The sequence below is a fragment of the Pseudoalteromonas sp. NJ631 genome, from assembly GCF_000276645.1.
GTDB classification, from domain to species: Bacteria; Pseudomonadota; Gammaproteobacteria; order Enterobacterales; family Alteromonadaceae; genus Pseudoalteromonas; species Pseudoalteromonas piscicida.
The window spans coordinates 134,846-155,183 of the sequence record NZ_AKXJ01000001.1 but is presented as its reverse complement, the minus strand read 5'-3'; the positions used below and the strand labels follow the sequence as shown (position 1 = coordinate 155,183).

Annotated in this window: 20 protein-coding genes; 19 read left to right on the top strand and 1 reads right to left on the bottom strand. The window is 42.2% G+C overall.

Annotation, left to right across the window (positions count from 1 at the left end):
- Positions 1–132: 132 nt before the first annotated feature.
- Positions 133–645: a GNAT family N-acetyltransferase gene (locus A587_RS0100760; RefSeq protein ID WP_017216050.1), complete on the top strand. Its 513-nt coding sequence runs from the start codon at positions 133–135 to the stop codon at positions 643–645.
- A gap of 348 nt (positions 646–993) precedes the next feature.
- A complete protein-coding gene (locus A587_RS0100755) occupies positions 994–5,436 on the top strand; it encodes a di-heme oxidoredictase family protein (protein WP_017216049.1) in 4,443 nt (1,480 codons plus the stop codon).
- A 70-nt stretch (positions 5,437–5,506) separates the two neighbouring features.
- On the opposite strand, the gene A587_RS0100750 is transcribed toward A587_RS0100755, so the two are convergent.
- Positions 5,507–6,715 carry a porin gene (locus tag A587_RS0100750; RefSeq protein ID WP_017216048.1) on the bottom strand — a complete coding sequence of 403 codons (1,209 nt, stop codon included), beginning with the start codon at positions 6,713–6,715 and terminating at the stop codon, positions 5,507–5,509.
- Positions 6,716–7,079: 364 nt separating this feature from the next.
- Here A587_RS0100750 and A587_RS0100740 point away from each other — a divergent pair, with 364 nt between their 5' ends.
- The 17 genes from A587_RS0100740 to A587_RS0100655 all read left to right on the top strand — a co-directional run bounded on the left by A587_RS0100740 (position 7,080) and on the right by A587_RS0100655 (position 20,338).
- Complete coding sequence (locus A587_RS0100740) at positions 7,080–8,030, top strand: TolB family protein (RefSeq protein ID WP_017216046.1); 951 nt, start codon at positions 7,080–7,082, stop codon at positions 8,028–8,030.
- Between the two features lie 84 nt (positions 8,031–8,114).
- Positions 8,115–9,593, top strand: coding sequence for a serine hydrolase domain-containing protein (locus tag A587_RS0100735; RefSeq protein WP_017216045.1), 1,479 nt, complete (start codon positions 8,115–8,117; stop codon positions 9,591–9,593).
- Positions 9,594–9,679: 86 nt separating this feature from the next.
- On the top strand, positions 9,680–9,985 hold the full coding sequence (locus tag A587_RS0100730) for a hypothetical protein (protein WP_010377463.1): 306 nt from the start codon (positions 9,680–9,682) through the stop codon (positions 9,983–9,985).
- 83 nt (positions 9,986–10,068) lie between these two features.
- Positions 10,069–10,308, top strand: a complete 240-nt coding sequence (locus tag A587_RS0100725) for a hypothetical protein (RefSeq protein ID WP_017216044.1) — start codon at positions 10,069–10,071, stop codon at positions 10,306–10,308.
- A 255-nt stretch (positions 10,309–10,563) separates the two neighbouring features.
- On the top strand, positions 10,564–11,079 hold the full coding sequence (locus A587_RS0100720; protein ID WP_026000848.1) for a hypothetical protein: 516 nt from the start codon (positions 10,564–10,566) through the stop codon (positions 11,077–11,079).
- A gap of 307 nt (positions 11,080–11,386) precedes the next feature.
- Positions 11,387–11,656 (top strand): hypothetical protein, encoded by a 270-nt coding sequence (locus A587_RS0100710; protein ID WP_026000846.1) that lies wholly within the window; start codon positions 11,387–11,389, stop codon positions 11,654–11,656.
- Between the two features lie 333 nt (positions 11,657–11,989).
- Positions 11,990–12,658 (top strand): hypothetical protein, encoded by a 669-nt coding sequence (locus tag A587_RS0100705; RefSeq protein ID WP_232288001.1) that lies wholly within the window; start codon positions 11,990–11,992, stop codon positions 12,656–12,658.
- Positions 12,659–12,712: 54 nt separating this feature from the next.
- The gene (locus tag A587_RS0100700) at positions 12,713–13,237 is read left to right on the top strand and encodes a DUF4303 domain-containing protein (RefSeq protein ID WP_017216042.1); all 525 of its coding nucleotides are present in this window, start codon (positions 12,713–12,715) and stop codon (positions 13,235–13,237) included.
- Positions 13,238–13,310: 73 nt separating this feature from the next.
- Positions 13,311–13,937, top strand: coding sequence for an SMI1/KNR4 family protein (locus tag A587_RS0100695; protein ID WP_017216041.1), 627 nt, complete (start codon positions 13,311–13,313; stop codon positions 13,935–13,937).
- Positions 13,938–14,009: 72 nt separating this feature from the next.
- Positions 14,010–14,564 (top strand): GNAT family N-acetyltransferase, encoded by a 555-nt coding sequence (locus A587_RS0100690; protein ID WP_017216040.1) that lies wholly within the window; start codon positions 14,010–14,012, stop codon positions 14,562–14,564.
- Between the two features lie 25 nt (positions 14,565–14,589).
- Positions 14,590–15,204, top strand: a complete 615-nt coding sequence (locus tag A587_RS0100685) for a LysE family translocator (RefSeq protein ID WP_017216039.1) — start codon at positions 14,590–14,592, stop codon at positions 15,202–15,204.
- 253 nt (positions 15,205–15,457) lie between these two features.
- Positions 15,458–15,973, top strand: coding sequence for an adenylate kinase (locus A587_RS0100680; RefSeq protein ID WP_017216038.1), 516 nt, complete (start codon positions 15,458–15,460; stop codon positions 15,971–15,973).
- A 216-nt stretch (positions 15,974–16,189) separates the two neighbouring features.
- Complete coding sequence (locus A587_RS0100675; RefSeq protein WP_017216037.1) at positions 16,190–16,369, top strand: hypothetical protein; 180 nt, start codon at positions 16,190–16,192, stop codon at positions 16,367–16,369.
- Between the two features lie 127 nt (positions 16,370–16,496).
- Positions 16,497–16,817 (top strand): DMT family transporter, encoded by a 321-nt coding sequence (locus tag A587_RS0100670; RefSeq protein WP_017216036.1) that lies wholly within the window; start codon positions 16,497–16,499, stop codon positions 16,815–16,817.
- 64 nt (positions 16,818–16,881) lie between these two features.
- A complete protein-coding gene (locus A587_RS0100665; protein ID WP_017216035.1) occupies positions 16,882–19,140 on the top strand; it encodes a hypothetical protein in 2,259 nt (752 codons plus the stop codon).
- 215 nt (positions 19,141–19,355) lie between these two features.
- Positions 19,356–19,823: a DUF4265 domain-containing protein gene (locus A587_RS0100660; RefSeq protein ID WP_017216034.1), complete on the top strand. Its 468-nt coding sequence runs from the start codon at positions 19,356–19,358 to the stop codon at positions 19,821–19,823.
- A gap of 140 nt (positions 19,824–19,963) precedes the next feature.
- The gene (locus A587_RS0100655) at positions 19,964–20,338 is read left to right on the top strand and encodes a GFA family protein (protein WP_017216033.1); all 375 of its coding nucleotides are present in this window, start codon (positions 19,964–19,966) and stop codon (positions 20,336–20,338) included.

Genomic DNA, 20,338 nt, shown 5'->3' with positions numbered 1-20,338 from the left:
TCAAACTTTCTGGCTCGATAAGGAAATAATTTAATGCGAGTTTAAAAACAATTAGTTAGCTTATTCCTAATCCAAACCCCAGGTTAGTTTTGGATTAGGATAACAATCGAGTTGATAAAAAGTAGGAAGCTAATGGCATTATCATTTCAGACCTTAAGGTTGCACATTATTGAGGTTAACGACGATCTTCCGGCACTCGATCGTGAACGGCTGATAGAGCAAATTCCCCATATCCTGAGTTCTAACGTGATTGAAAATCTTCCCCCTTATTTTCATGGTATTGATTCAGCAAAACAGGCCGAAAACTGGTTTCAGCGTATGTGTTCAGAGAGCCGCTTACTGCAAGTTAAGCTTGGACAGCATGAGACAATTGGCTTCTTGTTTGTTTACGTTGAAAACGAAAGTGATGCGCATATCGGTTACTTATTAGCTGAAAAACACTGGGGCAAAGGTTATGCCAGTGAATTGCTGCAAGGGTTTATCCATGCAGTTACCAATGTAGAGCTTTGGAGTACCCTCATTGCGGGAGTGGAGCAATCCAACCATGCGTCCATTCAGTTGCTCAAAAAGCTGGGGTTTTCACAGCAAGTGCATGATGAAAACAGTGCACTTTTCTTTGAATATGAGATCCATCGTGTCTGTTGACCTCAGCGGTTTGACTTTTATTTCCCTGAGTGTGCTTTGGTCACAGCGCTCTATTTGTCGTGAGTCCATCAATTGATAAAAGTAAAAAATATAACAATTGTTGTTATTTTCTTGTTAATGTAAGCGCTTACATGTTAGGTTTAACATTCAACATACGATTACACCGTGCTTAAAAGTGTGTAGCAAAGTTTGTGTGTTTGAAAAGCGCTATATTTTCAATTGTTCGGGGTTGTTATGGATTGAAATGTAAGCGCTTTCATTTCTGCAGTTTATGAAGTGATTAAAAGGATCCGTGTTTTAGTGGTTGATCACTAAAGCAGTTTTATACATTACATTTGGAGACATAAAGTGAAAACGAGTAGCAAGTTAATCGCAAAGCTCGCAAACATTAGCGTTATCAGTCTGATTGTTTGTGCGTCTTCGCAAAGTAACGCGGCTGTGGGGAATTTACTTTGGGAAGATAATTTTAATAATTTAGATACCAACACATGGAATATAGATGTCGGGGATGGTTGTGACCAAGGAATATGTGGTTGGGGTAATCAAGAATTACAGTGGTACAGTGAAAATAATGTCTATATTAGCGACATTGTAGGCGAGGCGGGAAACAAAGGCCTTGTTCTTGAAGCAAAAAATCAAGCGATAGGCGGCAAAGCATTTACCTCAGGTAAGATCCAGAGTAAGAATAAGCTTGCTGTGCAATATGGCATGATAGAGATCAGAATGAAGGTATCTGATGTCGACACGGGGCTTTGGCCTGCACTTTGGATGCTAGGGACGAGTACAGCTAGCTGGCCGGCAAAAGGCGAAATCGACATCATGGAGATGGGCCAATCTCAAGCCGCTCGCAATGATGCAGGCTTTCCCGGTGCGCCAAGCAATAACTATACAGGCTCAAACTTAATTTTTTATGCAGATGCCGCCTGTAATGAAGGTAATCCAACCTGTGCAGCAAGTGTGGCATACAAAACCGATAATGCACATTTGTCCTCAACCCCCTTAACCAACCGCTTTGTTATCTATCGTACTTATTGGACCGAAGATGCGATCCGTTTCACAGTTGAGGATAATGGGGTCGAATATGATATGTTCGATAGCCCGTTTGCCATTAGTGAAGAGTCAAACGAATTCAACGCGCCATTTTATCTATTGATGAATTTAGCTGTCGGCGGGTTATTTACGGACGCGCTTAGCAATGAACAGGTGAGCGCGCCACTTCCTGGGAAAATGGTGGTGGATTATGTGCGTATTTATGAGCTAGATGGTCAAGGTGAAGTGTTCAGCGGCAATGTCACTAAGCCCGAAGTTGGCACCTTTGGTGTTTTTAGTGAGGGGCCAAGCGATAATCAGTTAGTGCCGGGAAGCAACGCGGATATTTATGTGTGGAACCAAAACTCACTCACTCAGGGTAATACCCCTGCCTATGAAGGCAATGAGGTGATTGCATGGCAGTATTCGCCATCGCAGTGGTTTGGAGCCGGTATTCAAAGCCGCCAAGCGCGAGATATGAGCAACTTTAGGGATGGTTACTTAAATTTTAAGATTAAAATTCCTGCGGATGTGAGTTTCAGAATTGGCATTGCTGACACTTATACAAATGAGAGCTGGATCACATTCCCCGCGAACACCAATCAGTATGGCCTTGTTCGTGATGGTCAATGGGGTGAAGTACGTATTCCAATCACTGAGTTAGCGGGTAGCTTAGTGGCATTACAATCAATTAAAAATCACTTCAATATTGTCTCTGTCGCTGGGCAAGAACCTAACTATTCTTTTCAAATGGCAATTGACGATATTACCTGGACAGGGGGCGGTAGTGCGCCTGTCGATAGCGATCAAGATGGTGTTGAGGATAGCCTCGATCAGTGCCCAAATACTCAACCAAATGAAGAAGTTGATGCGAATGGCTGCCCACTGAGTAATTTACCCGATGGATTGGAGCAGGTCTCTCTGGATACCTTAACTTTCTATGTTAACACTACCGGCTGGGCGGATGTTCATTATCGAGTCAACGGCGGTGTGCAGCAAAATGTCCGCATGCAAGTGATTAATGGTCGCAATGAGCTCACAATATCTGGGCTAGAAGTGGGGGATGTGGTTAGTTTTTGGTTCACTTACCTACAGGAGGACGGAACTGTCGTAGATACCGCAGAGCAGGCCTATATACTTTCAGAATCCTCAGCTGGTAATGATAGCGATGGTGATGGCGTGAATGATGGTATCGATCAGTGTCCAGATACGCCTGTGGGGGATGTGGTAAACACCGATGGATGTAGCATTTTAATCACTGAACAACTTCGTATCGAAGCGGAAGACTACAGCAACTATTTTGATAACGATGCAGGAAATACAGGTGGCGAATATCGCAATGATGATGTTGATATTGAGCTGACCAGCGACAACGGCGGTGGTTACAACGTGGGTTGGACGTCGGCGGGAGAGTGGCTTGAATATCAGGCTAATTTAGGCGCGGGAAGCTATAACTTGACCGCGCGCGTTGCCTCCCAAGTTGGTAACGGAGCGTATAACGTTCTTGTGAATGGTAATCTAGTTGCCAGTACCGTTGTGCCTGCTACGGGTGGTTGGCAAACCTTTATTAGTCAAAATATTGCGTCGATTACGTTAAATGAGGGCGTACATACCGTTCGTGTTGAAATGGCGGGTGGCGAGTTAAATCTAAACTGGCTTGAGTTCAATATCGCTGGTTCATCTAATAATGATAGCGATAACGATGGTGTGCCAGATAATCTAGACCAATGTCCCAATACACCAACGGGGCGCCAAGTCGATAGCCAAGGTTGTGAGATCAGCTTTGGCACTATTGTGCCACTTTATGATTCAACAACACCTTTAGAGCAAGCAGTGAGTTATGACCGTGGAGATGCGCTAATTACGCGTTTTGCTGATCGCGGTCGAGACCGCCATGCAAAAGAAGACCAGTTTCAAATCTATGACCATTATTTATCGCATTACTGGACGCATCGTACCGCGCAATTTGAAATCGCTGATTTTGTTGCAAAAGGCGGCTCACGTATTGAAGTGACCTTTATTACAGAATGGAAACTCGGTGCGCGCGAATTTCGTGCTTGGTATCGTGGATTAGGCACAGTTGCTGAGTACCACGGTAATTACTTTGGTGGCGGTGCGGTCATTGAGCTTGATAATGGCAGTTATGATACGAACTTTAATAAGATAAGTGATTCAGGTGATCAATATTGTTACAGAGTGATCATTGATGACTACAGACCGCTAAATTGGGACCCTGCGGCAGGCTTTTTGCCTCTTGAAGTTGGTCAGCGCATGGAGTTTGAAGTTAGCCAATTTCTTGATGCGCCACCAGAAGGACGAGAAAATTATTATGGTACAACGTATTTATACATGGTAGGTGAAGGGCTTGTCCCATGGAAAACCGTTGGCGACTTTGCTGATCCATCATCACAACGCGAAGATTCTTACCCGATTGCAGAAGCGGGGTGGTTAGGAGGCAAAACCACATTGCCATACAATTACACTAATGAGCCTGATAATCACTTTATGCAAATGGCGACCAATTTATCGAGCCAAAATGGACAAGCATTTGTTCAGGGGCGACGTGTTCACCACAGTAGTTTTGTTAATGGTGAGCACGATGAACGCAACGGAGAAAATGGCGTGTTTAGTGCGGTGGTTGGAAAGTCAGGGCCACACTATATCAACGACAGTTGCGCAGCTTGCCATGTTCGCAATGGTCGTGCGGCTCCACCAGCTATTGGCGGCTCATTGGCAAAATGGGTGTTTAAAGTGGCCGATATTAATGGCAGCACCCATCCCTTATTGGGGAATGTGTTACAGCCTAAAAACACAGGCATAGATACTGAGACGCAAGGCGAGGGAGATGTAACGATTGCCTCGTGGACTGAAAATAATGGTTTGCGTTCGCCCAATTACCAATTTAGTAAAACCACTCCAGCACGTTATTCAGCGCGTATCGCGCCTCAGCTGGTGGGCTTGGGCTTACTTGAAGCGATACCAGAGAGTGCGGTGTTAGCCTTGGCGGATGAAAACGACAGTAACGGCGACGGCATCTCGGGCAAAGCGCAGCGCGTGAACGACCCTATTACTGGTCAAATACGGTTAGGACGCTTTGGCTACAAAGCTGCGGCGGCATCAATTAAACACCAAGTCGCTAGTGCATTTAATACGGATATGGGAGTAACCAACTCGGTATTTCCAAATCCTGACTGTGGGACATCACAATCAAGCTGCGGAGCTGGCGGTGTAGAAGTGTCTGATCAACATCTTACTGAGTTAAGCAAATATATCGCTTTATTGGGTGTGAGAGCGCAGCGTGGGCTTGACGACCCTGAGGTACAATTAGGAAAGGCACGCTTTACCTCAATTGGGTGTGAAGGTTGCCATACAGCAACATTTGAAACCAGTGAGTATCATCCATTTGCGGAGTTACGTGCGCAAACGATCCATCCGTATACCGATTTATTACTACATGATATGGGCCCAGGCCTTGCGGATAACTTAGGTGAAGGCATCGCGAGCGGTGCTGAGTGGCGAACAGCGCCATTATGGGGGATTGGATTGTCTGCTTGTGTGACAGGTGGTGTTGATAATGTGTTAGGTGGGCAAGGCAATGAGTTTTGTACCGCTGAGCCAAGCTATCTGCACGATGGTCGTGCGCGAACGATTGAAGAAGCTATTTTATGGCATGATGGTGAAGCGCAAGCAGCGAGGGTGGCTTACGAAAGCTTGTCGGCAAATGATAAATCAGCCGTGTTGGCATTTTTAAACTCATTGTAAGTTTGTGCATCAAAGATCACGAAAGTTATGAGCTTTGATGCACTTGAAGTTGTTATTACAGTGCTTAGTCTTACAGCGTGTAATGGAAACCGATGGCGATACCGTCGTCTTCGGTTTGTGACATTTGTGCTTCTTGCGCGGCATCGGCGCTTGAGAAGTCACTAAAGTCCTTACGCGCTTCAACGTACAAAATAGTGTCTTCAGACATAAAGTAGTGTGCGCCTATCACGGCAAACTGACGCTTAAAAACATCATTAGGATCAGCATTAAAGTTTGGTTGGATCACATAGTCATCGCCCGCATCAAATACGTTATAAGCGATAAATGTACGCACGTCATTATCAAAACGGTAGCTAACAAGCGACTCTAATCCAACGGCATCCTTGATTAAGCGCCCTAAGTTATCTGTATCGTGGTTTTCGTTTTTATTGATGTTTGCAGCTGCATACCAACCTGGTTTATAGAAATCGCCATAGGTAATGCCGACACCATAAATTAAATCTTTAACCGATTGATTTCGACCAGCAGCATACACAATATCAAACTCGCCGCGGTTAACACCGGCTGTGAGGGTTAAGTTTTCTGTTGCTGCATAGGTAAGTGACGCGCCGTAGGTTGAATTAAACTCTACCATTTGTGCTGCGCTATCCCCTTGATTAAATAGGGTTTCACATGAGCTGCTGGAAATATCAACGACATCACAAGTATAAAAATCATCAGATTTTAGCTGAGCTTGTACAGCAAAGCTCAATTTGCCAAATTGATTACGGTATTGCAGTACTTTATCACCACGACCGGTGCCATTAATCGCACCATCATCTTTGTTATAGGTATAAACACCTGCGGCATTACCATCCCAAACTAGGCTGTAGTTGGTGCTGTATACCACGTCGTACCAAGCGCCCCATTGTTTTCCTAGGGTAACTTGGCCGTATTCATCGTGCTTAATCCCAACATAACCTAATCGGTTATATAAAAACTCATCTTGTATTGATTCGAAGCGGTTGCTGTAAACAATATCACTACTACCAACAGGGTTTACACCCCATTCAAGTAATGCGAAGGCCTGCCAGTTGTTTTTCAATTGGCGTTTAAAGTCAAAGTTAATACGCGATGCACCGTTTACCAACTCAGTCTCGCCTTGAGTGTTAATAACTCGAGCATCGATAAAGCCGCCAATCGTGACACTATTCTTTTCATCTTTGAATATCTCGATAGCGTTTACTGTTGGAATAGTAGTCACGCTAGCGATAAGAGTGGCAGCAAGTGTTCTTTTCATGAATTACCTCGTTTCAATGTTGTTGCTAAATAGGGTTAAATTAGCTAAAAAATGGAGATTATCAAAGCTAAAATACAGGCAAAAGTGAAAAAATATCAAGAAAATAACGTGGTTTTTGGTAAATTTATTCATTTTCTGTTCATTGAGTCTAAATATCAATGAGTTAGGGGAGTATGCGTTCTAAGGTTATTGATTTATTTTACGCAATAAATGTAAGGGTTTATAGCAATATCTGCGTTTTGTTACTGCAAGATAGTACGAAAAAGTGTAATTCAGCGAAAAATCAATAAAACATCATGTTTTTGGTAGATAGACTTCTGTAGTCTTCCAATTAGATACACAACTACAAAAGGGAGATTGAGTTATGCTTGTTAAAAAAATTGGCATCTCAAAACTGGCTTGTTTTTCCACCATTATGTTGTTTTTTATTCATGAAGTTCAATCATATAGCGAACCATCAACAGAGTCGTATGGTATTATATATGGTTTTAAAGACGGTAATAGCAAAGCAATTTACTTAAGTGACCAAGATGGTAAATCGCCAGTAAAAATCGTGAAAGCCACATCAAGTGATGGCTATCCAGCTGTCTCACCATCAGGAGACAAAGTAACCTTTTACGGCAAATACGATAACTTTAAAACATGGTCAATTCATACCGTTGATATTACTGGCCGCAATCTGAAAAGATTAACCAGTAAAAAATACGTTTGGGATAGTGCACCTGCTTGGTCTTTGGATGGAATGACGATAGCGTTTGCTAGAGAATATGAAAATAAGGAAGGCGTTTGGCAAGAAGAAATTTGGTTAATGAATGCTGATGGTAGCGAACAGCACCAAATTAAAAATCTCGAAGGTCGTGCTCCAGAATTTATGCCAGATGGGCGATTACTATATCAATCTAAAGCCAGCCCAAGCCAAATTAGCATTGCCAATTTGGATGGTAGTGAGGTTATTCAACTCACTCAAGACGACACTGATAACATGTCTCCTCAAATTTCCCCAGATGGCAAAAAAATAGCTTATCTATCTAATAGAGATGGCAATCAGGAGGTATATGTCATGGATATTGATGGAGCCAATAACAAGCGGCTTACTCGTAATGACATTCAAGAATGGGATCCATCTTGGTCTCCAGACGGCACAAAGGTGTATTTCGCTTCAGAGAATGTATATGGCTTTTATGATGTCTTTTCTATAAATGTGGATGGCACGTCTATCAAAAAAATACTTCAAAACAGCTCGCAAGCGACAGTTGTGCCAGGTCTTGACCAAGAAACGCTACAAAAGTTAAAGAAAACAAGTGAGCGCCAGTAGACCTGTGCGCTGACCGCAGCTTAAGTTATTTACTTTTGCTGTTGTTGGAGACGACCTAAAAAGGAAAAGAAATATCGCGATATTGTGACTAAATCTGGTAATGTTCTACAAAAAATTAATAACAACTACGACGAATTAAGTGAGCGTTATAATTTTACTATATTGCCAAGATCAACGCGTTGGAATAGTGTTAATAGGCTCGGCTTCATTAGTACGTATTTGATTAGACAAGGCCGAGTCATAGAAGCGATAGAAGTCGCAGAACTTTACACCGAATATCAACCTAAGTCTTGGCAAGCCTATGAGTCTTTAGCAAAGGCGTTTGAGGCGAATGAGGATAACTTGCAAGCGCTGCAAAACGTCAAAATAGCCGTGCGACTGGTTGATAATGAAGTAAATAAAAGCCTTCTATTGGCATACATTAATCAAGGCGACAGAGTAAATATGCAGCTACGTTCAGTGAAATCATTAACCCTAATTTGTTTGATGCTCTTTTTGATGGTTTTAACCGCCTGCAACAACGATAGCAAACTAGACTTTGACGCATTTGTTGAGAAAAAACTAACAGATTTTCTGATTGAGGAAAATGCACAAGTTGCCTCCATCGCCATTGTGAATGACAAGCTTAACTATCAAAAACAGTTTGGCGAGTTTCCTGATGGTACAAAGCCGCACCATGACACCGTGTATGAAATTGCATCCATCACTAAAACTTATACCGGGTTGTTGCTTGCCAAGGCGGTAGTAGATAAAAAAGTACAACTAGATGAAGATATTAGGGTGTACTTGCAGGATGGTGATTATCAAAACCTGCAGCATCTAGGCAAACCTATCACTTTGCGTCATCTCGCGACTCACAGAAGTGGGTTACCGCAAGATTTTGCATATACAAGCGCAGATATAAAGTCTGGCAAGGCTTTTGAGCTGTTCTCTAACTATTCAAAAGCGAAGTTTTTTGAAGATTTAGCTCAGTACCAACTTACCTCAATGCCTGGTGAGACATTTCAATACTCCAATGTTGGCGCAAACCTGACAGGGTATATTTTGGAAAACGTGTATAACCAACCATTATCTACACTTGTTGCGCAATTGATCACGGAACAATCGGGTGAAGAACACACAAGGTTTCGTTTAGAGCCCAGTGAGATAAGTAAAATAACGAGAGGGGTAGATAGAAACGGCAAAATTGCACCGTTACTCAGTCCACACTCGTTTGCTGAAGGCGGACTAACATCCACAGCAGCTTCGATTGCCGATTATATGCAGTATTTACTCAGCACCCAAGCAGAAGAAGTGCTGTTGTCGCGCACCTTATTAACAGAAACCAGCAGTGAACATGGCCATGCATTTTTTTGGAATACATACGAGTATCACTCAGCTAATCCTATGTTCTATCACAGTGGAGGCTCTATAGGTACTTCCACTTGGCTTGCGCTTTATCCAAAGCAGAAGTTAGGAATATTTATTGCCACAAATGTTTCAGCGAACAACACGCAAGGGAAATTAAATGATATTGCCAATGCGATTGTTGAAAAGTATGAGCAAGTTGGACAGTCGAAATAACAAGCGAATAGTTTCAAAGTATGGCAGACCATATTGAATATGTTGAGCGTCGCCTTTGCAGACTTAAGCATATACTAGGAGGTATCATGAGTTGGAAATGCAAAAATTGTAGTACTGAGATTGAAGAAACAAGTTTTGAAGTTTGTTGGAACTGTGGTTGTGAGAAAGGAAAAGAGAGCTTACCAGAATTAAAAAGTCCGTCATTACAATGCCTTCGTTGTGACTCCTCTATGGTGAAATTGGGCTCCAAAGAGTTCCATGAAGGATCACTATGGGGGGCTTTAGGTAATTTGGGTGAGTTACTTGTTAGTAGACAAGCACTTGATATGTTTGCCTGTAAAGCTTGTGGTAAAGTTGAGTTTTTCATCCCGAGTGAGAAAGAAAACAAATAACCAAAATTACTATTGGTAGCTTTCGCAGTGGGTTGTGCGCTAAGTTACTGATTTTGGGCTCAGGGTTAGTAGTTGGATAAGATATGAGTTTATTTGCATGGATACTCTCTCATGTCACGCTGGCGGCATTTTGGCTTTGGATTTTAAATTTTGGTGGAGCTGAAAAAATAGAGGGATGGAAGTCGTTCTTTATCATAGGGTGGTTTGCTGCGCTATGGACTGCTGAGCAGTTGCGTTTGTATGCACTGTGTATTCTCGTACTACAAGTTCCTTGGTTTATTGCAGGCCTTTTGATACCACAATGGCGCGGCTTTGCAGTGTAACATCAATTTGCTTAATTAAGTGCTCTACTTTGAGGCGAGAAAATCTTGTCGATAACAAGACAAAGATTTTGCTATTTAGTTATTCTAAATAAGAAACCTTTAACGCAGTTAGCGTCAGATTTACTCCTTCAAATTGAGCAAGTATTAAGACAAACTGGTGTCATTGTCAGGTTTTGTAAAGGTGCTTGTATTAGTCTGTTTCCTAGTGCAATTATATTTACTTGAAAACTAAAGGCTCTAATAAAAGGATAGTTTATGAAGCAGATGAGCATTCCAATTGTTTTATTTTGCGGCTTAATAATTTGTGGTAAAAGTTATGCCCAAAACAATTACGGTTTAGGACAAAAGCCACCGGGATTAACACCCGAATTATTTGCTCCCGGTGTCGTTTCTACGGATGAGCACCGCGAGACTGAAGTGTTGTTTTTGCCTGATATGTCAGAGCTTTCTTTTACTCGCTCTGGTGGAGAATATCAAAAACCAACATGGATTGTGATGCAATATAAAAACAATCAATGGATTGAAAAATCAATACCTGAAGCAGATAAAAAAGCATATCAGGAGCAATTTAGCCCACCGGTTTCACACATACAAAACATCGAGCGTTTTAAAGATATTCCAATCAGAGGCTATACCACCTCAGCAAAAGGGACACACTACTTTTATGTCTTAGATTTGAAAGACGGCAGTGGGCATTTGAGTTATTCGCGGCTTGTTGACGGAAAATATGAAACACCGCACAAAATGAGTAAGGCAATTAGGGCCTGTTGATCTTTCAAGTTTGTTTTTGCAGCAGTTTGACTGGTATTTATACAAGGCAGAGCCTGCGTAGCATAGTTATTCTATGTAAGTCAGGTGATAACACAGTAGAAATGCCAGTCAAGCGCTGCCCTTTGGGTTCACCTGAGTGCGCTTTGTTCATTGTTGCTCAACTTTTGCCTAGATTACTAGGCGGCAAGTCGAGCGTCGCGATCAAAACACACTCAGAAGAACAAAAATCAAACAGCAAAGATCAACAGGCCCTAATCAAGGAAAGTACATTGCTCACCCCTACATAGCGCCAGATGAGTCTTATATTATGTGGGATGCTGAAAAGGAAGGTGAAAACACGCCTGATATCTACATTAGTTTTCGTAACCAAGATGGCACATGGACAAACGCAATAAACATGGGAGATGCGATTAATACGGCTGCGTACGAGCAACGTCCTAAAGTATCACCAGACGGAAAGTATTTATTCTTTTGGCGAGGTGACAAAAAAGTCAGAAAAGACGGCTCCAGTTACTGGGAAGGTAATCCATACTGGATGGATGCGAAGGTTATTGAAACGCTAAGACCAACACGCTAGCACTCAATTATTCTCGGTTATACTACAACTAAAAACCTAGACTAAACGGCATGCATGCAAGCATGCCTTTTTCTACATCACTGAATTTTTTATTAATGGTCTAATAAAATTACCTTGAAAAAAGGAACAAAGGTGATTTAATAAAAAAGCATGGATACTGCTAGGGATTGCTGAGAATAGTATCGTATTTAGATAGCATGATATGGATATCGCAAAATAAATCCAAAAATCTAGTGCGTCTATTTATCTCCCTTACAACCGTCAGCATAAGTACGAACACATTCGAACCGACAATTGTGCAGTACGTCTTACTTGACTGAGGCTTAAATTTTTATGAAGGTCTTTTTAATACTGTTATTGGTAGCTGCGTTTTCGGGAAATGTTGTTGCAGACATGCCAATAGAAACTACTTTACCAAACAACTTAGCTAAGGAAATAGCAATGGACTTAAAGGATAGAACAATATACCCCATTATTAAGGCTGGAGATTGGCCTGGTATTCAATATGGTGCGGTTTATTCAGTATTAATTGGCCCAGAAGATGACCCAGAAGTCGTGATTGGTTTTGGTTATGATACCCCAGGTAACTTCGTTTTTTTAACACATCAAGATGGTCAAGAGATCGATTTAAATGTGGTAGTTCCACAGGCTTTTCAAAATATTGATGCTTTAGATGTAACCTTTGTCCCGTCCGCAGTGCTAAACAACCAAGTATTAACTGCCAGCGGTGAGTCTTTTAGTAGTGAGGCGATTTTATCTCAAACGCAAATGCTGAAAGCGCACGAAATGCTAGATGCCGAACAGCTACTTGTCTCAATAGCGAGACGTACCGGATTAATGGTGGTATCCAGAGATGCATCGCACGATTTATTGGATAAGTTTATTTATTTACATAGCGAAGCTTGGAACGATGATAGTTACGGTAACGCACCTATCGCAAATAGGCTCTTTTTAATCGAAAATGGCGAAATAGTTGGGTCGATGTCATTGGCAGATGAATAAGCCTGCGGATCTGTTTGGTGTGTTATCCAGAGTGTAGTTTATGGAGGTTGTGCCATGTCAGATTTGATTGATTTTGATAAGTTGAAAAGTCTCGTCAAAGATGCCGTAAAAACTACTTTTACAAACCTCCAAGGTATACACCAGCCAGATGAGTTGCTCGGTTATGCCTTATGTACTGATGACAGTGTAATGACGCTCTATCACGTTGCCATGACACAGCAATGGCTTTCACAAGATGATAATACTGAGTTTGAGTTCTCTCCCGTTGAGTGGGATTTAAGCGATAGGGATGTGCATTTTAAAGGTGTTGCTACTTTACTCGCAGCTCGCCTTGAACTGGAAGATGCAAAGCTCTATGAAAATTATCTTGAAGAAATTATCAACCCCACTTTCAACGCTTTTGTATTGGCGCTTTTAGAGTTGAGGCAAGAAGGCGTCTTTGCCAAAAATGTTTTTCTGTCAGTGCTAAGTACAGATCCAAGCGAGCATATGTTGGAACTTGAAAGCGCAGCAAATCATAAGCTAAATAGCGCAGAGTTGCTGAACCGATTCAATGATTGGTATGCTCGGTTCGGTTGAAGGTGGATGAGCAAACAGGCCTAGATATAAATGGAATTAACTCTTAGATTTAAGTGATAAGGAAGTAATTAAAATGAACTTGATGGAATGGGTACAGGCGACATTGCCTGAGCTTTTTTGTGATCTTAATCAGCCAGCGACAGCGAGTGAAATAGAAAGCCTAGAGAATAAGCTCGGTGTTGAACTGCCTGAGCGATTGAAAGCGATGTATCTCGAACATGACGGCCAAAAAGATGAAATCAATACTGGTTTATTTTACGGACTCAATTTTTTACCTTTGAACAGAGTTTATGAAGAATGGTGTTCGTGGGCTGAAATCATCGATTCACAAGGTGAAGAGGGAATGAAAGAGCTGAGCATGTTTTCAACCTCTCACGTTCTTGGGTTTATCAAAGAAGTTTATGCCAATAAAAAGTGGGTACCGTTTGCCCATGATTGGGCAGGCAACTACCTTGGTTTAGATTTTGATCCGGCCGAAAATGGCACAGTTGGACAAGTGATAAACTTTGGTCGTGATGAAGACGAAAAGTTTGTGATTGCTAAGTCGTTCTCTGAGTTTATGCAGTGGTATACCGCTGAACTTGAGTCAGGTAATTACAGTATTGTGGTCGAAGACGATGGTGGTAGAAGTTTTAATACTAAACAGCCGCAATCCGGCCATTTTTTAGATGCAGTCAAAGTGCTATTTCGCGCAGTATAAAGAACCTTCACCATACTATTTATCGCGGTTTGAAGTTGTCTCTGTGTTGCGCTTTGAATGTTAAGGAGCAATATGCAATTTCCAGAATTTGAAACACCACGCTTGAAGCTTACAGCACTATCCACAAGCGACAGTAATGCTATTTTTGAAATATTTTCAAACCGAGAGGTAGTGAAATACTACGATTTAGAGGCGTTCAGTGAGCGGTTACAAGCTGAAAAACTCATAGATTTCTTTCATTCTCGATTTGTTAGCGGTGTTGGGATCCGTTGGGCTATCCGATTAAAAGGCACCGAGCAGCTTATAGGTACGTGTGGCTTTAACTCATGGAACCCGGCGATGAAAAATGCAGTTATCGGTTATGATTTGATGCCGAAATTTTGGGGAAAGGGTTATACCACTGAAGCATTACACCAAATTATCACCGCTGCGTTTGGTGGTTTACTGGGATGTGGCGCACTGAATCGAATTCAAGGAGATACGGTGGTTGGGAATCATGCATCAGAGGCTGTGCTAGAAAAGCTAGGTTTTAAAGCTGAGGGGGTTAGACGACAAAGTGGATACTGGAAAGAACAATTTCACGACCTAACGTGCTTTGGGTTATTAAAGTCAGAATTTAATCGCTGAGCCAATATTTTTTAAAGGAAAGACAATGGAAATCTGGACACTACTTTTATTTATCCCAGCGTGCTTTGCCTTGAATATGGCACCAGGGCCAAATAATCTTTTAGCGCTAAATAATGCTCGTCGTTATGGTTTTCGTATAGCTCTACTTGCAGGACTTGGAAGGCTCGCCGCATTTTGTGTGATGATAGCGCTTGCCGCGTCAGGCCTTGCAGTTGTGCTGTATACGTCGGAAATATTGTTTCTAGCCATTAAAACTTGTGGCGCGCTCTATTTATTATGGATTGCTTATAATTTATGGCGCTCAGACGTTAGTCCAGTTTCAGATGATGTCCGCAATCTGAGCATTATCGGACTGATGAAACAAGAGTTCGCCCTTGCTGCGGGTAATCCAAAAGCAATTTTGATATTTACCGCTTTTCTCCCTCAGTTTGTCGATGTTGCAAAAAATGTGACAGAGCAATTTTCACTATTGGGGGCTACTTTTCTCGTTCTGGAGGTGGTGGCTATTGCTATGTACGCTGTTATTGGGCTGTATCTAAGGCAGTGGTTTAGTAAACCTAAACTGGTTAAACGTTTTAATCGTGCATGTGCTTCATTATTGGCGCTATCTGGCGGCAACTTACTGTTGAGTAGACAGTAGCGATGCCAAAGTTAGTGACTCGCCAGCCCACAAAGTGATGCTGTTTCTCAATTCACTCATCTGGCCTCGCGTGTGCTTGACAATAACCGAGCATTACGTGAAAGTATCGTTATGAATATAGAACTATTTCTCACAAGAACACCAATTATTACCATTCCTTAGGAGTGGTGGTTTTGTGTGATTTTTTAATGAACCCACCAAAGTAAGGTGGGTTTTTTGTATCTGCCTTGTGGGGCCACAGCAAGGAGGTTACATGAAGAAAGTAGCAGTTTTTGGTAAACCGGGAAGCGGCAAGTCTACGGTGAGTAAAAGACTGGCCGCGGCAATACACATCCCGTTATATCAATTAGACTCGATGCTCTACAAAGCAAATGGCGAGTTTGTTGACAGAGCCGCTTTTGATAAAGCACATCAAAACATATTGAATACTGATGCGTGGATCATTGACGGCTTTGGTCCGTTAGATGCGTTTAAACAGCGCTTAGATGCAGCAGATACCTTAGTCTACATCGACTTACCATATCGAGTGAGTTATTGGTTTGTGATAAAACGTCTTTTAAAAAGCATAGTTACCAAGCCTGAAGGCTGGCCAGATGGTAGCTCAGTGTTTAAAGGGACGATTGCCAGTATTAAAACGTTAAGGCGCTGCCCGCAATTTTGGAATGAAGCATTCTTATCGCAGTTAGAGCAAAGCGCGCAAACCAAAGCACTCTATGTGATTAAGTCGGTTGCGGCGCTTGATAGCTTTGTACGCCAACATGTGAAGTAATACCACAAAGGGTACATGTGAGTAATGTATTGATTTGATTTGCAGCCTTTGGTGTTACGTCTTTTTAGCTGGACATGATGAATAATAAAACTTGTAGCAGTCTTACCCACACTAAAACAGTAATAAATCATCATATAATCGCAGCCATTATTTACCTTTGTACCTTTTTTTGTCCTGTATGCTTAGCCAGTTTGATAATTGCGCATGGAGAGGTGCATGAGAAGAGTTGTAATATTTAATAAGAAAAAGCATTTTTTTTGGCCACGACCAGACGTTAACTCACTCAACCAAGAGATTGAGCAGATAGAGCAAGATGGTTGGAAGGTGTTGTCTGTCACGGCTAACTGCGATTTTTTAGGTTATATTAGTTCTTTTACAATCTTGATTGAGTCTTAATTGATTCTTAATTTGTCTGCCGTGAAGCTTGAATTAGCTTCACGGGCGTGCTAATTTTTTCTTGCTCTGGTGGACGACCTCCAGAGCTTTCTTTTACTGGCGGGGACGACCCCATTTTGGAGTTGTCATGAGCTGGTTGCTACTTGTTTTTGCAGGTTTATTGGAAGTCGTTTGGGCTATTGGTTTGAAATTTACCAACGGTTTTACGAAGCCTGTTCCCTCAATTATTACTTTAGTGGCGATGGCTGCAAGTTTCTACTTTCTCAGTGTTGCACTACGAACTTTACCGCTTAGCGTTGCTTATTCCGTCTGGGTTGGCATTGGTATGCTAGGGTCGATTATTGTTGGCTTTGTCTATTTTAAAGAGCCGTTGTCATCACTTAAGCTACTCAGTTTACTGCTGATAGTGATTGGGATTATTGGTCTAAAATTATCCTCTCAGGGTTAAATTACAGCTATAGTTAATCGGAGCTTAGGTTAGATAATTCCACTTCAGATGAAAAGGAAATTCGATGACGATTGAACTGATTATGACGGGCTTACATACGCTTGTCGAGACTACCCTCACACCACTTAAAGACTATCATGGTGATTTGTTACCTTGGCGCGGGGAAATAGCAGAAAGCCATAGCTTTGCATTGGAGGGTATAACCGCAAGTGTTACTGGTGACACTAAGGTAGAGCTTATCAACGCGAGCACTGCCATAGATGAAGACGGTATTATTGGTGAGCAAAAAGAGGTTAATGCAGATCTCGAACCTACCACAACACTTGCCTATAGTGACGAGGCATGTTGGATAAAATACAGCACACACATTGACTTTGATCTCACCGGTGCCTCCAAAGCGGAGCTGCTTGGTATCAAGACAGATGGGCAGGCACAATGTAAACTAGCAGCCTACCTTTGCCATCAACCACATGAAGCTGTGGGTCTTGCCTTAGGCCGCGACCTTGCAACTATGCCGGTTATTTTCGATGTTGAAGATGTTAAGTCACTTGCATCTAACAATGCATTAATGATGGAAACGGCAGGGGCGTTAACGGTGAGCGCCAATTTTAGGTGGTCAGATATAATCGCGCAAAATCTCGATATGTTTAGCTGTTGGTTGGATCAAGGAGAATTACTTGATATTAACCTTGATTCGGCTTTGAATGTGGACCTTAATATCGAGATCCGTGGTGGCTTTCGTGTTGTCTTTTCTAAACGCTTGGATAAACCACACCATACTTTCCTCGCAATTAAAAAATCAACATTGTCGAATACCGCTTTAACAATCACTGGGGGAGTGAACGCCAAATTTGCCGACCAAACCGGATTTAAGCAAGCTTATTCGAGTATTTTGACAGGGGTATTCAACGCACCTCTGGATAAGGTTGAAGAAATCCTCTCACTCGTCGCAACAGAATCACCCGATGAAGCGCAAAACGACCTGATCTTAAGATTAAAAGATCGCTTACAGCTTGATCCACTAACGGACAGTTTAGAACGACTTCAAAGCGAGCTGCTGACCATTAAAAAAACGGTGTTAGCAAATATTGAAACAGCTGCAAAGCTAAAAGCCGAGCTAAGTGTTCAGTTTGAATATACGCGTTTATCCAGTCATCAATCGCTGCTTGAGGCGAGGTTAACTACCAAAGGCCTAGAGCAGGTGCATCTTGATGCGCTATTTGGGCGGGTTGGTACTATCACTCAGCCTAGTTACCAAGATGAAATCGAGATAGAACGCTTCTTCTTTCAAACCAGTACTGAAATCAAGCAAGCCTATGGGTTCAATTTAGGCTTTGGTGCTTGGTCGGCCATGAGCCGTAACAGCTATTCATTTAAAACCATTGAAACGAGAGACAAGCTAAATAGAGTGCAACTTGCTACGCTTGGAATGCGTGGTTATCAAGATGATATTAATGGCGATAAATGTCATTACTATCTCAGCTTTGATGCACAGATGGCGGCCTTTTCAACATCAACGCCGCCTAAGCTACGCGAGTTTACGTTGGGTCTGACGCTCGTACATGAACAGCAAGAGGCGAGTGTGACCAATAACGAGCTGGACCACTTGGTCGATGATTTATCGGTATGGGGTATGATCCCAGAGTTTGAATATGAGGATACAAAACACCGATTGAGCGAGATACTCAAAGATGCCGATAATGTGCGAATCGTTAAGTCCTTACATCTTGACCATGACGCGTTTGTTCAGTTACTGCCTTTATTAGGTCAGTTTGATAGTCGAAGACTGTCCACCTCGCTTGCCGCTGCATTACCCATTAATCATAAAATACTTCCTGAGCGGGCAACTATAGAAAATCGAGTGAAATTATATGATGCGATTTTTGAGGCATTGTTAAATTCGCAACTTAACTCTCATAACGAAGTGGCTCTGGCGACATATCAATATCTCAAAGCAAAGGGATGTCGAAAACTTGCATGTAAAGAGCGGGATTGGCGCAGGCTAGGTGCGAGCAAATTCCAAACCCTAGCAGGAATAGTCGAGTTGCATCCGCGGATTTTGCAGGACATTAAAAACCTATGCGATGGCTTTGCGCAACTTAATCTCGCTTATCACCAAGAAGGGAATTATTCTGTGCTTGAAAAAGCATTTAATCTTTTTGATGATATGGGCGAACATGGATTCTATAACCGCTTTTTCGCCCACTATGTATTGCAATGTACACGCATTTTTCCTCAGTCACAAAATGGTACCAAAGTGACGGTGAAGCTAGAGTTTGTTAAAGACGGTAAAGAAATTGATGTGCTTTGGGGTAAACGCTAGGGGTTATTGCGCTAGCTTCGCTCTGAACTTGAACAGCCATCACTCTTCTTTAAGATCATTGCTTAATTTTCTCTTCAGTTTTGCTACTGCATCATGTTGGCAATCTAAGCCCATATACAAGTAACACCTTGTAATTGTGGGTAACTTTTATTTGTTGGACTTACGGTCGGTTAGATAAAGCGAGATCAGTCCATGTAAAGGCGGTTTGTATCCATATGAATGATGTAGTTACTGACAAAGTACGGTTTACTTTTAAAAACCATCCCCTAGGATGTGCTGAAGAATTTATTGTTGCGACGGCAGTAGGCGATAATATTTATCAGATAAAAGGTGCACCGCTTTTTGCTTTTGGTGTTAACTATGACGACCACGTTTTGGTTGCACCAGATACCGAAGGTTCTTTAGACGCAATCGATATAGTGGCTCGAAGTGAGTACCACTCTTTGCGGGTCTGCTTTACAAACGAGTTGGAAAATGCCAAAAACATAGAGCTACTTCAAGAGCTTACTCTATCTGGCGTGGAGAGCGAGCAATTTGATGATGGGTGCTTTGCGTTGACGGTTTCACCGCAAAGAGAATATGAATCTTTTATTGATATCATGCATTATTATCAGGAGCTTGGAGTATTGAAGTATGAACTTGCGGGCGAGCCCCACGATAACTTTGATGGTAACAGTGCGTAACTAAGTGGGAATTATCTAATTCTTTATAAATTCAGTGGTTTAGTGTTCAGTTTTATGTTTCACTTGGAACTTTAATAGGCACGGTAATTTACTATCGTACTTAATCTAGGATAATGGCGAAATACTAAGGAAACGCAAGGATGGCTGTCAATTTTGTTGGAGGGGGTTTATGTGGGCATATCCGTTTTACCGCGATTGGCGTCCCTCATAACCCCCATACCTGCTCCTGTAACATGTGCCAACGGCACAGTGGTGCGTTAACTGTCGCTTGGGTAGAGTTCGCAAGTGAAGAGGTAAGCTGGGATGGACCTGGCGGTGCGCCTAAGGTGTGGCGTTCATCGGATTATTCATCGCGTGCATTTTGCCCTGAGTGTGGCAGCACATTAGGCGCAATAGATGACGTACCTGTCATTGCATTAGTGCTCGGCGTTTTTGATGGCAATAGTCGTAAAGCCCTAGAACCCAAATCTCATTCTTATATTTCAAAAAGGCCAAAATGGTGGCGCATAGGGTGA